This is a genomic window from Bradyrhizobium sp. T-1, assembly GCF_053592855.1.
In genome coordinates this window covers 6204139-6218523 of sequence record NZ_CM132115.1, presented here as the reverse complement: position 1 = coordinate 6218523, position 14385 = coordinate 6204139, and the positions used below count along the sequence as shown (strand labels likewise).

13 protein-coding genes and 1 pseudogene are annotated in these 14385 nt (G+C 61.0%); 9 read left to right on the top strand and 5 right to left on the bottom strand.

From position 1 onward, the window contains the following. Window positions 1-35 precede the first annotated feature (35 nt). From ACWAT4_RS29790 to ACWAT4_RS29765, 6 genes and pseudogenes are all read left to right on the top strand, one after another. Entirely contained in the window at window positions 36-1148 is a 1113-nt protein-coding gene (locus ACWAT4_RS29790) for a sugar ABC transporter substrate-binding protein (RefSeq protein WP_128944044.1), read from the top strand. 35 nt (window positions 1149-1183) lie between these two features. Then, complete coding sequence (locus ACWAT4_RS29785) at window positions 1184-2203, top strand: ABC transporter permease (RefSeq protein ID WP_128944043.1); 1020 nt, start codon at window positions 1184-1186, stop codon at window positions 2201-2203. A gap of 10 nt (window positions 2204-2213) precedes the next feature. Then, window positions 2214-3752: a sugar ABC transporter ATP-binding protein gene (locus ACWAT4_RS29780; RefSeq protein ID WP_128944042.1), complete on the top strand. Its 1539-nt coding sequence runs from the start codon at window positions 2214-2216 to the stop codon at window positions 3750-3752. 71 nt (window positions 3753-3823) lie between these two features. Beyond that, a complete protein-coding gene (locus tag ACWAT4_RS29775) occupies window positions 3824-4744 on the top strand; it encodes an ABC transporter permease (RefSeq protein ID WP_164939241.1) in 921 nt (306 codons plus the stop codon). 22 nt (window positions 4745-4766) lie between these two features. After that, window positions 4767-6230 (top strand): beta-Ala-His dipeptidase, encoded by a 1464-nt coding sequence (gene pepD, locus ACWAT4_RS29770; protein ID WP_128944040.1) that lies wholly within the window; start codon window positions 4767-4769, stop codon window positions 6228-6230. 479 nt (window positions 6231-6709) lie between these two features. Beyond that, window positions 6710-7045: pseudogene (locus tag ACWAT4_RS29765) on the top strand (ATP-binding protein); the annotation flags it as partial. A gap of 603 nt (window positions 7046-7648) precedes the next feature. Here ACWAT4_RS29765 and ACWAT4_RS29760 read toward each other — a convergent pair. The 3 genes from ACWAT4_RS29760 to ACWAT4_RS29750 are packed head-to-tail and all read right to left on the bottom strand — an operon-like array spanning window position 7649 to window position 9642. Further along, the gene (locus tag ACWAT4_RS29760; RefSeq protein ID WP_212297761.1) at window positions 7649-7948 is read right to left on the bottom strand and encodes a hypothetical protein; all 300 of its coding nucleotides are present in this window, start codon (window positions 7946-7948) and stop codon (window positions 7649-7651) included. A gap of 57 nt (window positions 7949-8005) precedes the next feature. After that, the gene (locus tag ACWAT4_RS29755; protein ID WP_212297762.1) at window positions 8006-8500 is read right to left on the bottom strand and encodes a flavin reductase family protein; all 495 of its coding nucleotides are present in this window, start codon (window positions 8498-8500) and stop codon (window positions 8006-8008) included. 50 nt (window positions 8501-8550) lie between these two features. Continuing rightward, a complete protein-coding gene (locus ACWAT4_RS29750; RefSeq protein WP_212297763.1) occupies window positions 8551-9642 on the bottom strand; it encodes an LLM class flavin-dependent oxidoreductase in 1092 nt (363 codons plus the stop codon). 164 nt (window positions 9643-9806) lie between these two features. Here ACWAT4_RS29750 and ACWAT4_RS29745 point away from each other — a divergent pair, with 164 nt between their 5' ends. Next, window positions 9807-10724, top strand: a complete 918-nt coding sequence (locus ACWAT4_RS29745; RefSeq protein ID WP_212297764.1) for a LysR family transcriptional regulator — start codon at window positions 9807-9809, stop codon at window positions 10722-10724. Between the two features lie 12 nt (window positions 10725-10736). Here ACWAT4_RS29745 and ACWAT4_RS29740 read toward each other — a convergent pair whose 3' ends face one another. Further along, window positions 10737-11621 (bottom strand): SMP-30/gluconolactonase/LRE family protein, encoded by an 885-nt coding sequence (locus ACWAT4_RS29740; RefSeq protein WP_449728733.1) that lies wholly within the window; start codon window positions 11619-11621, stop codon window positions 10737-10739. Between the two features lie 98 nt (window positions 11622-11719). Between ACWAT4_RS29740 and ACWAT4_RS29735 the strand changes: the two genes are divergently transcribed. Beyond that, window positions 11720-12418 carry a TetR/AcrR family transcriptional regulator gene (locus ACWAT4_RS29735; RefSeq protein ID WP_249149061.1) on the top strand — a complete coding sequence of 233 codons (699 nt, stop codon included), beginning with the start codon at window positions 11720-11722 and terminating at the stop codon, window positions 12416-12418. 21 nt (window positions 12419-12439) lie between these two features. Here the strand turns inward: ACWAT4_RS29735 and ACWAT4_RS29730 are convergent, their stop codons facing one another. Further along, window positions 12440-13417, bottom strand: a complete 978-nt coding sequence (locus tag ACWAT4_RS29730; RefSeq protein WP_449728732.1) for a tripartite tricarboxylate transporter substrate binding protein — start codon at window positions 13415-13417, stop codon at window positions 12440-12442. Between the two features lie 197 nt (window positions 13418-13614). Between ACWAT4_RS29730 and ACWAT4_RS29725 the strand changes: the two genes are divergently transcribed. Beyond that, a complete protein-coding gene (locus ACWAT4_RS29725; RefSeq protein WP_212424810.1) occupies window positions 13615-14385 on the top strand; it encodes an enoyl-CoA hydratase/isomerase family protein in 771 nt (256 codons plus the stop codon).

Sequence of the window (14385 nt, the reverse complement as noted above, 5' to 3'; positions counted from 1 at the left end):
GCCGCGTCTGCAAAGGGCAGCGGGAGGAGTTTCAAATGGAAAAATTCGGCAACACGCATTTTATTTTTGCTATCGGCGCTGGTGCGGTCACGCGTCGCAAGATGCTGGGACTCGCGGGAACTGCGGTACTGGCAATGACGATGCAGTCGGCTGTGATGGCTGGCGGCCTCGACAAGAGCGACATACAGCTCGTCACAGTCATCCAAACGAATACCAACCCCTATATGCTCCAGTGGGCGGCAGGTTCGCAGGCATTCGCGGACTCGGTTGGTCTTCCACTAAAAACGATCGTTTCCAACGGCGATTCGCAGCAGCAGTTGGCGCAGATCCAGGCGACAATCGCCGCGGGCAAGAAAGTCGTCGTAACCATCAACCCAATCAACAGCGCGGACGTCCCCGCTATCGTCAAGGCGGTCACGCGCTCTGGCGGCTTCATCACGACGCAGTGGAACAAGCCGGAAGGCTACAATCCCTGGGATGTTTCGCCGAATTACGTCGCTCATCTCACCTATGACGGCTATTCGGCTGGCAAATGGACGGGCAAGTCACTCTTTACTGCAATGGGTGGCAAGGGCGGCATTATCGCGTTTAAGGGCGTTCTCGACAGTCCGCCATCCAAGCAGCGCTACGACGGCATGAACGAGGCGCTCAAGGACTTCCCCGACGTCAAGATCCTCGACACGCAAGCGGCTGGCTGGGACCGCCAGAAGGCCTATGACATCACGAAGACGCTGCTGACCAAATATGGCGACCAAATCAAGGGTGTGTGGGCAGCTAGCGACTCCATGACCCTCGGGGCCTATGCCGCATTCCAGGATGCTGGCCGCGTCGGCGAAGTTAAGTTTTCCGGCAACGACAACACTGAAGAAGCCCTCAAGCTGATCGATAGCGGCCCCAACTTCATCGACACTTATTCTTCCGACGGCTACTACAACGGCGCTCTCGGCCTAGCGATGGCCTACGACGCCGCGATCGGCAAGCTCGATGTTTCCAAGCTGACTCACGAGCAGCGCGCTGGCAACTACTCGCAGTTCGGGGTCGATAAATCGAACGTCAAGCAGCAGCTTAAGCCGCCAACCGGAGACGAGATCATGGCCGAAGTCAACAAGGGCCTGTTCGCGCGCTTTGTTGGCCCTGAGCTAAAGTAATTCTCGGCGCCGCACAGAAGTGAAGCGAGAGAGTTATGTTGCATTCCGATAATCTAATTTCCAATGGCCATCGTGCTCTTGTGTCCGCCGGATCGAAGCCCGGCTTGAAGAAGGAATGGCTTGGCCCTCTCGCCGCTCTCGTCGTGGTAGTCCTGATCCTGTCGGTCCTGCGGCCGTCGACCTTCCTTACATGGGAGAACTTCAGGGCGATCACCGACCAGGCATCCATCCCGTTCATTCTCGCCATGGGAGCATCGTTCGTCATCCTGATGGGATGCATCGACCTCTCCATCGAGGGAGTGATGGCGACTGCTGCGCTGATCTTCGTGCTTCTTTCCGCCAACAGCGTGAACTCCGTGGATCTCGGAATCGGAGCGCCCCTGATCGCGCTGTTCGCGGGAACGTTGATGGGCCTGCTGACTGGCGTCATCCATACGGTCTTCCGGGTTCCGTCTTTCATGGTGTCTCTGGGCACTTGGTTCATCGGCCTCGGCATAGCAACCGTTCTCTTCGGTGACTCCGTCCCCCAGCTTTCCGGGCACCTGACGCGCACCTGGGCGAGCGCCTCGCCGCTCGGCGTCTCAAATGCCTTCGTGGTTTCTGTCGTCTTCGTGATGGTCGCCAAGTTCGTCAGTGACAATACATTAATGGGCAGATTCACCTATGCGATCGGCGCGGACGAGAACATCGCGTCTCTAAACGCCGTAGCAGTCAACCGCCACAAGGTCTACGTCTTTGCTCTCGCAGGCTTCTGCAGTGCGCTGGCCGGCGTGATCGGTAGCAGTCGCCTCGGTGTCGGCGTCGTTGACCTCGGCAGTGGCCAACTTTTCCAGACGATTGCTGCCGCCGTGATCGGAGGAACATTGCTTTCCGGAGGCCGGGGGGGTGTTGTCAACTCGATCTGCGGCGTTCTACTCGTGGTCATCATCAACAACGGCCTGATCCTCCTGGGAGTGAGCCCGGTATTTCAACGCGCAGTTTCGGGGCTCGTCATCGTGGTTGCTGTCGTAGCGACAGCTTTCAGCCAGCGCTCGCGTCTGCGTATCGTCAAGTAGGAGATCGGCCATGCAGGAGACAATCCCTCTCTCTCTATGCAACGTGTCGAAGAGCTTCGGCCCCGTAAGGGCGCTCAACAACGTCAGCCTCAGTGTTCGCACCCATGAGGTGCTCGGGCTAATCGGCGAGAACGGCGCTGGCAAGTCCAGCCTCCTCAAGGTCCTCTCGGGGATATACCAGCCTGACACCGGAGACATTCTTGTCTACGGACAAAAGAGGACCTTCAGCAACCCTGCTGCAGCTGCGTCTGCTGGGGTAGGAGTCGTCCACCAAGAGCAGTCCCTGGTCGTCAATCTCTCGGTCGCGGAAAACATCCTGATGTCGACGCGTGCGACGAAGTCGGGCAATAAGGACTGTAAGGTTCGCTTCGGGATCTACAACTGGCGTAAGATCAATGAGGAAGCGGCAGAGATCCTCAAGCGGATTGGCTCCAATATCAATCCGAAATCCAAGGTCGAGGATCTTTCCTTCGCCGATCGGCAGATGGTCGAAATCGCCAAGGCGCTACAGATTAGCCGGCAACCGGGAGTGCAGCCGATCATCGTCCTCGACGAGCCGACTTCGGTGCTGGAGGACAACGATATTCAGCAGCTCGAGCAGGAAGTCCGACGGCTGAAGGAAATCGGTTCCGTGATCTTCGTGTCGCATCGCCTCGACGAGGTGATGAAGTTTTGTGATCGGATCTGTGTTATGCGCAACAGTGAAGTCGTCGGCGAGCATCTGACCAGTGAAGTCAACGCAGATGAACTCTTCCGCTTGATGACTGGACGACAAGCGGCGACCACGTCGCGCGAGCGCAACAAGTCCTTACGCGACAGCGCTGTTGTCCTTGATCTTGAGGGCCTCGGCGCGAAGGGAAAATTCTCTGACATTTCCCTGAAGGTTCGCAGCGGCGAGATCCATGCCCTCGTCGGCACGAACCGTTCCGGCCGGGAGGAGGTCTGTCGCGCCGTCTTCGGCGCGGAAGAGTTCGATTCAGGTGCCGTGCGTTACAACGGAAAGGTCGTTTCGCGCCCGAGCCTGCGGGGAAGTGTTTACGGCGGGGTCGCGTATCTTCCTTCCGAGCGAAAGCTCGAAAGCATGGTGGCGGGCATGAGCGTTGCGGAGAACCTTCAGCTCACCCATCGCGGTGAGCGCGCATCCTCTATTTTCGTGAATCCGACGGCGCGGCGCGACAGGACGAAGGAATGGATTTCGAAGTTGGATATCCGTCCGCCCATTCCGGATGCTGACATCGCTTCCTTGAGTGGGGGCAATCAGCAGAAGGTGGTGCTCGCGAAATGGCTCGAGAATTGTCAACTTTCTCTGCTCATTCTCGACCATCCGACCCGAGGCATCGATCCGGGCGCCCGCGAGGACGTTAGCACGCAGATCTTCGCTGCTTGCGAGGAGGGAGCCGCCGTCTTGCTCATCGCGGACACTCTTGAAGAAGCGATCTCTCTGGCGGACACCATTACTGTCATGCGCGATGGAGAAATAACAGCGACGTTCGACCTCAACTCCGGCGCGATCCCGACCCATGCCGAACTTGTGGCAAAAATGATATGACTATAGAGGCCACTCACGTGAATTCGCCCGCGGACAGGTCGACAGCCAGGTTGGGCTCGGGAGATCTCAAGGTGTTCGCGCCGCTCGCCGTGCTGTTGATCCTTCTCGGTATCATTTCGATTTTCCAGCCGAGCTTTGTCAGTGGCGTCGGTCTCGAAATCCTCGCGTATCAGGCCATCCCGATTCTACTGCTCGGCCTCGGCCAGTTCGGCGTGATCCAGCTCGGTCGCATCGATTTGTCGAGCGCGACCCTCGCTGTGCTCGCCTCCGTGTCGGTTGCCCAGCTTCTTGAGCCTCTTGGTGTGTTCGCCCCTGTCGTTACCATCCTGATCGGCGCGGCGGCCGGATTCGCCAACGGGATGGTCATCAGCTATTTCCAGGTGCCGTCGTTTGCCGTCACACTTGGCGCGATCGGCGTTTGGCAGTCGCTTTCGCTTGTGATCGCGAACGAGACCACAGTGTACGTGTCAGAGAACCGCGAGTTCATCGACTGGCTGGACAGTTTTCAGATCTGCGGATACTCCGCTGCCGTGTTTATCGGGCTCGCGCTCGCCGTCCTGGCATGGGCCGTCATGCGCTGGACCCGCTTCGGCGCCTTCGTGAAGGCTATGGGTCTCAACGAGCGGGCGGCGGTCATGTCCGGGGTTCCGACTGCAGTCGTAACAGTGGCGGTCTTCACCATCTCGGGTGCATTCGCGGCCCTGGCAGGCATCGTTCTAACCGCGCAGCAGGGAACAGCTTCGGCGTCCGGTCTTGGCGTGGGTCTGCTTCTGCCGTCAATCGCGGCAACGATCTGCGGCGGCGTGGCCCTGACGGGTGGGGTGGGCAGTGCGCTTAACGTGATCGTCGGATCGATGATCATCGCTCTCATTCCAGTTGGCAGCTCCGTGGTCGGGGTCGACCCGCGTTATCAGCAGATCGTATATGGGATGGTCATCATCCTCGCAGTCATTCTGACAATCGACCGCGCCAAGCTGAAGTTCGTGAAATAGCGAGCATAGATGGGAGGATTCCGTGACTAACATCGAACAGCTTGAACCCAAGGAAGTGTTCAGCCATTTCGCCGCTCTTTCGTCGATCCCGCGGGGTTCGCAAAACGAGAAGCAGGTCAGCGACTACATCGTCAAGTTCGCCAAGGAACGCGGTCTCGAAGCGCGCCAGGACAAGATGTACAACGTGCTCGTGAAAAAGCCCGGCACGCCAGGCTACGAGAACGCGCCAGCTCTCATCCTTCATGGCCACATGGACATGGTTTGCGAGAAGGACCCCGGCGTAGAGCACGACTTCACGAAGGACGGCATCAAACTGGTGGTTGACGGCGACTACATCCGAGCGGATCGGACGTCTCTCGGCGCGGACAATGGAATTGGATGCTCGTTCATCCTGGCGTTGCTGGACTCCAAAGATATCGCCCATCCGCCCCTGGAAGCAGTGATGACAGTCATGGAGGAGATGGGGAAAGTTGGGGCGTCTGAATTCGACGTCTCGCAGCTCGAGGGCACCCGGATGGTTGACTTCAACTGGGTGACCGACGAGCAGATTCTTGCGGGCTGCGCGGGCGACATCTCCTGCACGATCGATGTCAACGCCGAGTGGGTAAGCACACCACCAAACACCCAGGCACTCACGCTTGCCATCAGTGGTCTTCTCGGCGGGCATTGCGAATTCGACATTCATCTCGAGCGTGCCAACGGCATTGTGGTCCTGGCACGCATGCTCAACTCACTGGCGAAGAAATACGACGTCCGGGTCGCCCGGTTCGCGGGTGGTGCGCAGAACAACGTCATTCCAGCACACGGCGAACTCGTGCTCGTCGTCCAGATGGCGGACGGGGCGGCCGTCGTCAAAGAAGTCATGGAACTCAATACTACGCTTACGAAGGAGTTTTCGGTTGCGGATCCCGGCCTCAGGGTCACCGTGACCGAGGCCGCACTGCCGTCGCGCGTCTACTCTAAGAGTGCGACCCATCGAGTGGGCCGGATTGCCGCACTACTGCCGAATGGGGTCATCAGCATGAGCAGGTCAATCGACGGCCTCGTCGAGAGTTCGAGCAATCTTGGCACAGTCCGCGACACTGATGCCGGACTGACCTTCACGTGCACGATCACGGCGGGTGTGTCCTCACGCAAACACGACATTTTCGAACGCATGCGGCACTTGGCGGAAATGGCGGGTGGCGGTACGGAATTCAAGCAGTTCGGACTGGATGCACCCGAATTTCCACCTACCCCGAATTCGAAGTCCGTACCGGCAGCCGTCGCAGCTTTCGAGGCCGTGCACGGCCGCGTACCGGAGGTCCTCGTATCGTCCTGCAGCCTGGAACTCGGTTTTTTTGTCAACCGCATACCTCGATTGGATACAGTCGGCATTGGTACCGAGCTGCAGCATCTACACTCCACGAAGGAACGCGTAAACCATCGGTCGGTAGCTCGCTCGTGGAAGGTGGTCCGTGACTTTGTTGGTCGTCTGAAAGACTGATGTCCAGACTCGGCTGCGACGGGGTTCGCCGCCAACATCATGCATTCTTTCGAAAATCAACTCACACGAGAAGCAGTGCCGTCACCGCTAAGGGTTTCGTATGTAATTTCCCAGTCCCGAGATTTGACGAGGTGCTCAGGCGGAATATCGTCCCCGGCCGCAGCTGGATAGTAAGTGGAAGATGAACGGCACGGACTGATCGCCGGACGAGCTTGCGCCGACTGCGACGAGATATGCCGGTCTTTCTCCTTTCATCGACACGGTGATATGCCCGCCTCTGACGTTGGTTCGTTCCGCCATTGGCGGCGCCGCGGTTGGAAATCGGCGCACAGGACTGCAGCGATGAAGCGGCAGGCCAGTCACGGACGACGCTTCTGCGGCCATGCTTGCCGATTGCGGAGCGAAGCGGGTGACCGTCGGCCGCTCGGAACCTGGCTGCTGCAATCAGAAACAATCACCAGTTTGTTAAAAGGTCCGAGGAGCGCCTCGCACCGCTGGTCGACCGTGAGGCGACCAGACGCGAGAACAAGCGGCTGGTCGCTCGGTTAAGGTTTGCCGGCCTCCGGCAGAACGCGGTTGTCGAGGATATCGACATGAAGGCGCCGCGCGGGCTCGACAAGCCGCTGTTCGAAAAGCTCGTCGCCGGCGAGTGGATCGACCGACATCAGAACCTGCTCATCATCGTAAGAGCTGGATTGCTTGCGCATTGGGCCACACGGCTTGCCGGGACCAACGCTCGGTGCTCTATCAACGGCTGCCCCGGCTGCTCGGGGCGCTCACTCTCGCGCGGGGGCGACGGCCGCCATGCTCGCCTCCTCAGCAATAGCTGAACGAAGGCCGGGAAAGTCTCGCCGCTTGCAGGCGATGATAAGAGGCGGATCAAAGAAGCATTCTGCCGGGCGCGCTCGCCAACAAGTTCGGGCAGTATGGCTCTGATCTCGGCCAATCAGGAGCGCCGTGCAACGTAGGCACCTGTCGCAATTCCCGCGCAGATCGAACCAAGTCAAGGCACAATTACAGGCGGCATCGACGCGGCCGGGAGCAGCGCCTTGGAGCCAGCTTCTACGCAACTAGTCGCGGAACCGGATTTTCAATCAGTCGCAAGAATTGGGTGTTGCGCCTCCCGGATTTGAACCTACCCGGCGACATCGCCTATCGCTGATGGGTTGCTATCGAACGGTGCCGTGGCTGCTAAATCTGCGCCCGTCTCCGAGCCCATTTGGAAACAACCGCCAACCTATTGATATTGCTGAGGCACAATTCTGTGCTTTTTTCCAAACGCGCTCTGAAATCGTTGAATAATCAAGCAGGTTTTGATTCCGCCATTCGGAGGTTCGATCCCTCCCGCCCCAGCCAGCAGCGCCGCTTGTTCCCCGAAGCGCGGAAAATCTGTGCGGGCAAGGATCTGAGGGACCGTCTCAGGTTATTCGTTCGATATGAGCGCGGATCGCGTGCCGTTCGGCATCGATCCAGCCGTGCTCGCGGGCCTTGTCGACCATCTCGGCAAAACGCTGATCCCAGCTGGCATCATCAGGGCGTCCTGCCAGCGTGGGGACCAGGTCAACCGAGACGAGCGCGTCACGATCGTCGAGCAGCGTGATCCCCGGCCAGGCCAGCGTTCCGGACCCGACATCGGCGTGCAGCACCAGCTTGAACCTGCGGAAGTCGAGCGGCTCGCTGAGCCGGACGATGCCGCCGTCGAAACATTCGATGATCACGCCGCCGCTCCTGTTCTGGCTCCCTGGCGATTCCGGTCCGGCGCCATCGCAGGCCGGCTATGCCTGTGGCAAGGCGCGCAGCGCGCCCTGAAAATTGACAAGAGGATCGCCATTGCCGCCGCGGGTGGCCACGATCCTGCCGATGAAGAGACCGTGTGTGCCGACCATCTGGTGATGATGCAGCACGCATTCCAGCGTGCCGATCGCGGGTTCAAGCAATGGCACGTCGAGAATGCCTTGCTCCCACGCTGCCGTCGCGAAGCGGTCGATGCCTTTGGCGCCGCCGGCGAAACGCAGCGCCAGATCCTCTTGCCCACTGCCGAGGAGACTGATCCCGAAGCAGCCATTGGCGAGAATGGCGGCATGCGTTTCGGAGCTCTTATTGACACCGACGAGCAGACAGGGTGGCTCCATGCACAGCGAGGTGACGGAGCTCACCGTCAGCCCGCGCCGCATCGCCTGCGTCCCCGTCGCCACGATCGCGACGCCGCTCGCCAAGTTGCGCATGGCCAGCCGGAATTCGGCGGCTTCGACTGAGCGGAAATCGGTCATTTGAGACATCTGACATCCCATGACGTACCTCCTGGCTCGGCGGGGCTGCGCTATGCCGAAACCGCTTCGCCAGCAGTCGTGCCGTGTCCGGCTCGGCCGGCCTTCAGCTCTTTCCGGATCGCGGGAATGATCTTGCTGCCCCACAATTCGATCTGGCGCAGCATCGTGCGCTGATCGAAATCGCCGAGCTGGGTCTGAAGCGCGATGTGGGTCGGCTTGAGAATGCTGATTTCTTCCAGCATGCGGTCGATCACCTGGTTGACGCTTCCGACGGGCAGGTTGCTGCGCATCGTCTCCAGGCTCATGTCGTTCGGCCCGGCCTCCTCCTTGATCAGATAGCCGTCGTCGCTCTGGGCGCGCCGGAATTTCAGGCTTTCGGAAAGACGGCGTTGGAAGCGCGCATTGTCCAGATATGACTGGATCTCGCTCTCATTGTCGCTGGCATAGGCGCAGCGCAGGAAGCCGAAACGGGTGTTGTCGATGGAGCGGCCTTCCTTGGCCGCAATCCCCTCGAGCCGTTCGCGCAAGGCCTTGATGGCGTCGAGGCCGTTCAATAGCGCGGTGACGAACAGATTGTGGTTGTCGCGAATGGCGCGGCCGAGCGTCTCGCCGTGGCCCGACGTGACCCAGATTGGCGGCATCGGCGTCTGCACCGTGCGCACCGCGATGGCGGTCGGCGGCATCTTCAGGTGCTGGCCGGAATAGGAGAAGATGTGCTCTTTCATGCCGGCGTGGAGCACATCGTAGAATTCGGCGAACAGCGCGTGCGAATGATCGAGATCGACGCCGAAGCGGTCGAACTCGAACTTCTGGTAGCCGGAGCCGATGCCGAGATCGAGGCGGCCGTTCGAGACCGTATCTGCAAAGCCGATTTCGCCGAGCAGCCGTGCCGGATGATACAGCGGCAGCACGCAAACGGCCGAGCCGAGGCGGATGCGCTTGGTCAGGCCGGCGCAATGCGCGACCATCATCAGCGGTGAGGGACACAGGCTGTAATTGTTGAAATGATGTTCGGCGTACCAGGCCGTATCGAAGCCGGCATGCTCGGCGGCAACCGTCTGCTCGACCGCGTTGTTGATGACTTGCTGCGAGGTTTGATGATAGCCGCGCTGCTGCGCGAGAATGAATACGCCGAATTCCATGGATACGTCCTCCACCACATCGCGGTCGCTCTTGCGATCCCGCGGTCGCTTTTGCGATCCGCCACGGTCGCTCTTGCGACGCGTTCTCATGACGATATGACCTTGAGCTTTTTCGAACAATTGGCGTAATCTGAGTATGTCCTTTGCAGAATATGAAAAGATCGATGAACCGCCTCCAGGCCATGGAATTGTTCGTGAGCGCCGTCCGGGAGGGCAGCTTTTCCGCGGCCGGGCGCCGCGTCGGGCTCTCGCCGGCGTCGGTGTCGCGCTACATCGGCGAGCTCGAGGCACAGCTCGGTGTGCAGCTTCTGAACCGGAGCACGCGCCATCTCGGCTTGACCGATGCCGGCAAGATCTTCTTCCAGCGGACCGAGCAGGTGTTGCACGGCATCGAAGACGCCGAAGCTGCCGCGCTCTCGCTCCAGACCGCGCCACGCGGAACGCTGCGGGTTCACTCGCGGACGCTATTCGGCATCAAGGTGCTCTCGCCGTTGATTCCAGGCTTTCAGAAGTTGTATCCGGAGCTGAAGGTCGAGCTGCGTCTGTCCGAGCGGCGTCCCCAGCTTCGCGAAGATGAATTCGACGTCGACTTCCAGATCCAGACGGCGAAGGACCCGGGCCTGATGCAGCGGCGAATGCTGAGGAGCGAGCGGATCCTCGTGGCGTCGCCGGACTATGTCGGCCGGATGCCGAAATTGCGTGAACCCGATGACATCACTCACCACAACTGCCTGACCTACTGGATGGGCCCCGACGATGTGGTCTGGAAATTCATGCGCAGGAACAGGCTGCGCGAGATCATCGTGCCGTCGTCCCTCAGCAGCAACAACGGCGTGGTGCTGTGCGATCTCGCCGTCAGCGGGCACGGGATCGCGCTGCTCGACGACTACACCGTGGCGGAGGAGTTGAAGAGGGGGCGCCTGACACGCCTGCTGCCGGGCTTCCGGGTGACGAATTCCACCTTCGACGAAGGGATCTACGCGACGTTTCTTCAGAGCAGCTATCTGCCGGAGAAGATCAGGGTTTTCGTGGACTACATGGCGGAGAACGTGCCGAAGCAGATCAAGCGATCAGCGCAGTAATCGAGGAGACGGTCAGTCCGAGGCAAACCTGTGCGCCGGCAATCCGCGAACGCCGAGGCCTTCCACGGCGAACAGGCCGCCGGCATCGGGGTGATCGTCCCTGAGGGCGTGGCTCCGCGAGATCGACGTCACGTAGAGAACATCGAGATCGGCTCCGCCGAACGTCACGCTGGTCGGGTGACGGATCGGCATGTCGATGATGCGCGCGATCGTCCCGTCCGGCGCAAATCGCGCGACCTTGCCGATGCGCACGAGGACGGACCAGAGGTAGCCCTGCGAATCGACCGTTGCGCCGTCGCAGCCCGACTGCAGCGCCTCGGTGTCGACGAAAACGCGTTTGTTCGCGAGAGGGCCGTTCTGGCTGTAGTCATAGGCCCAGATGATCCGTCTGGCGCTGTCCGCGAGGTAGAACGTCTGGCCGTCGGGGCTGAAGCACGGTCCGTTGCTCACGGCGAGATCCGTTTCCAAGAGCTCCACCGCGCCCGTAGCGTCCAGGCGATAGAGACCGCCTTGCGGCGCTTCGTCGGGAGTGCGGTCGCCGTGCATGGTGCCGGCCACGAAGCGTCCTTGGGGATCGGCTTTGCCGTCGTTCAGCCGCACCTTGGGGTGCTCGAGCCCGATCGACGGGTCTTCCGTCAGGACATGCGTGTCGAAATCGTAGCGCGCAAATCCATGGCGCAGCGCGAGCACCGCGCCGCCGTCGTCGCGCAGGGCCAGTGAGCCGATCGGCGCGGGGACGCCGAACTGTTCGGCCGCGCCGGTGACGGGATCGCGCGCGCGGATCAATCCGGCGAGCGCGTCGATCCAGAAGAGGCGTTGCCGGCGCTCGTCCCATACCGGGCTCTCGCCGAGCTGGTCCTTGGTCGTGCCGACCCGTGTGATCAAGGTCGTGCTCATGGCCCCGCGCTTTGGTATCGCCGGGCTTGACCGGTCGGTCGGTGAAAACCTAGTTTCATTCCAAAGACTCGCGGGCTGACGAATGGATTGCGGAGTTCATGACTGAACTGTCAACGATGAGGGACGGCGTTGCGAACCAGGCCGAGGCCTCGGACCGGGTGCTGCAGATTCTCGCCGAGGCCGGGCGACTGTTCGCCAGCAAGGGATTCGAAGGCACCTCGATGCGGGATATCGCGCTCGCCTGCGGTATCTCCAAATCGCTGCTCTATCATCACTTCTCCAACAAGGACGAGATCTACGCGCGCGTGGCGGTCGGCTCCACGCTGGAGCTTTATCTGTTCGTGCGCGATCGCATTCCGGACGGAACGCCCTCGCAGAAGATTCGTGCGTTCATGGTCGCCACGGCCGAGTACTTCCGGCGCTACCGCTGGGCCTGGATCGCCTCTACGACCGCGTTCTGGAACGATCCGGACCGCCAGCGGCAGAAGGAGCGGTTGACGCGCCGCGACCGTTTTGAGAATTTTCTGCGCGGCCTGATCCAGGAAGCGATCGACGCCGGCGAAATCCGCAAGGTCGACGTTCCCATGACCGGGCGGCTGATCCTGTCCTCGCTCAACTGGATGCATCGCTGGTACAATCCCAACAAATCCGCAACCCCCGAGCAGATCGCGGATATTTTCTTCGACATGATTTTCAACGGCTTGCGAAGCGGCGAACTGGTCGCGCTTCCCGGCGCTGCGCCGCCCAAGGAGCCGTCCAAGGAGCCGTCCAAGACCGGCCGGCGCAAGTCACGCTGACCGGCGGGTGGCGGCCCCGCCTTATTCCAGAACGATATTCTGCGCCTTGATGACGGGTCCCCAGAGCGCGGCATCCTTGGTCAACTGAGCATCGAGCCGTTCCGGCGCACCTGTGTCGGTCACCAGGCCGTCGATCTCCAGTTGCTTTGCGATCTCGGGCTTCTGCATCGCCGCGTTGGCTGCTGCGTTCAATCGCGCGATGACGTCGCGGGGCGTGCCCGCGGGCGCGTGCAGCGCGGTCCAGAACGAGGCCGTGAGGTCGGGATAGCCGGACTCGGCCAGCGTCGGTATCTCGGGAAAACTCGCCATGCGCTTCTCCGATGAGAGCGCGAGGATGCGGAGCTGACCGCTGCGGGCGTGCTCAATGACGGCGGCGGGCGTTGCGAAATTGAGGTCGCATTCCCCCGACAGCGTTTCCATGATGGAGGCCGGATTGTTGCGATAGGCAACGTCGGTGACGGCAAATCCCATCGATTTGCTCATCATGATCCCGAACAGATGCGTGACGCTGCCGGGACCGAGCGTGGCGTAAAACAGCGGCTTGTCGCGTCCCTTGGCATACGTGACGAAGCTCTTCACGTCGGTGGCGGGCGTTCGTGCGTTCACCGTCAGCGACAACGGTCCGTTGCAGAGCATGGCGACGGAGGCAAAATCCTCGAGCTTGTAGGGCAGGTTCTTGCGCAACAGCACGTTCAGCGAAATCGGACCGGTGCCGCCGGCCAGGAGGACCGATCCGTCCTTCGGCGCCCGCGCCACATATTGCGATCCGACGATGCCGTTGGCGCCGGGCTTGTTGTCCACCAGGACCGGCTGGTCGAGGTTCTCCGCCATGACCTTCGCGATCGAGCGCATCAGGCTGTCGATCGAGCCGCCCGGGGCGTAGGGCACGATGATGAAGATCTGTGACGAGCGCGCCCTGACGATAGCGGGAGCGCCAAGCGGCGCGGCGAGGGCGCCGGCGATCAGAGTTGTCGCCTGGCGTCGGCTGATCCTGTGCATGCGCGTCCTCCTTGGTGTCGCTCCTTGATTGCGAGCGAACCTATCGACTGACCGATCGGTCAGTCAATAGTCCATCAGCGGGATATTGCCAGCCCCGGCTCTTGGTGCTATCAGCGAGAAGGCTGACCGATCGGTCAGGCGAGACTGGCAGCGCCAGCAAGACAAGCACAAGACAAGCAAAAGCCCAGGAGGAAGCCATGTCAGGAGATATCGTCACTCTCGAAGTGTCCGATCACATCGCGCTGGTGACGCTGAACCGTCCTCCCGTGAACGCGCTCGATCGCGCGATGCGTGACCGCATCGTCAGCGTGTTCGACGAGATCTCCGAGCGCAGCGATGTCAGGGTTGCGATCCTGACCGGAGCCGGGAAGGTGTTTTGCAGCGGCGCGGATCTGAAGGATCGTCCGGACCCGGCGAAGGTCGGCGCGTTTCACAGTCATAACCGGATCACGCGCGAGACCGGCAACTGCATCCGCGAATGTTCAAAGCCGGTCATCGCGGCGATCAACGGTGTTGCGCTCGGCGCGGGTGTGGGCCTGATGGCCTCCTGCGACATCTTCTACGCCTGCGAGGAAGCGGTTTTCGGCATGCCCGAGATCAACGTGGGTCTCGCCGGCGGCGCGGCCATGTTGAACACATTGTTCGGCCGCTCGCTGATGCGCCGCATGTTCTTCACCGGCTATCGCGTGCCGGCCGCCGAGCTCTACCGCCTCGGCATCATCGAGGCCTGCACCACCAAGGAAAATCTGATTCCCGAAGCGATGAAGCTCGCGCAGGAGATCGCCTCGAAGAGCCCGATCGCGATGGAATATGCCAAGAACGCGGCAAACATGGTCGAGTTGATGCCGCCGCGCGATGCCTATCGCTTCGAGCAGAACATCACCATGGCCCTGTCCAAGACCGAAGACGCCAAGGAAGCGCGGATGGCGTTCCTGGAGAAGCGCGCGCCGGTGTTCAAGGGGCGCTGA

Bases quoted from the DNA above. Each gene is read 5' to 3' on its own strand.
- ACWAT4_RS29755 (WP_212297762.1), bottom strand. From the start codon at position 8,500: ATGACCGATTTCCGCTCAGTCGAAGCCGCCGAATTCCGGCTGGCCATG.
- ACWAT4_RS29730 (WP_449728732.1), bottom strand. From the start codon at position 13,417: ATGCACAGGATCAGCCGACGCCAGGCGACAACTCTGATCGCCGGCGCC.
- ACWAT4_RS29740 (WP_449728733.1), bottom strand. From the start codon at position 11,621: ATGAGCACGACCTTGATCACACGGGTCGGCACGACCAAGGACCAGCTC.
- ACWAT4_RS29745 (WP_212297764.1), top strand. From the start codon at position 9,807: ATGAACCGCCTCCAGGCCATGGAATTGTTCGTGAGCGCCGTCCGGGAG.
- ACWAT4_RS29750 (WP_212297763.1), bottom strand. From the start codon at position 9,642: ATGGAATTCGGCGTATTCATTCTCGCGCAGCAGCGCGGCTATCATCAA.
- ACWAT4_RS29725 (WP_212424810.1), top strand. From the start codon at position 13,615: ATGTCAGGAGATATCGTCACTCTCGAAGTGTCCGATCACATCGCGCTG.
- ACWAT4_RS29780 (WP_128944042.1), top strand. From the start codon at position 2,214: ATGCAGGAGACAATCCCTCTCTCTCTATGCAACGTGTCGAAGAGCTTC.
- ACWAT4_RS29785 (WP_128944043.1), top strand. From the start codon at position 1,184: ATGTTGCATTCCGATAATCTAATTTCCAATGGCCATCGTGCTCTTGTG.
- ACWAT4_RS29735 (WP_249149061.1), top strand. From the start codon at position 11,720: ATGACTGAACTGTCAACGATGAGGGACGGCGTTGCGAACCAGGCCGAG.
- ACWAT4_RS29790 (WP_128944044.1), top strand. From the start codon at position 36: ATGGAAAAATTCGGCAACACGCATTTTATTTTTGCTATCGGCGCTGGT.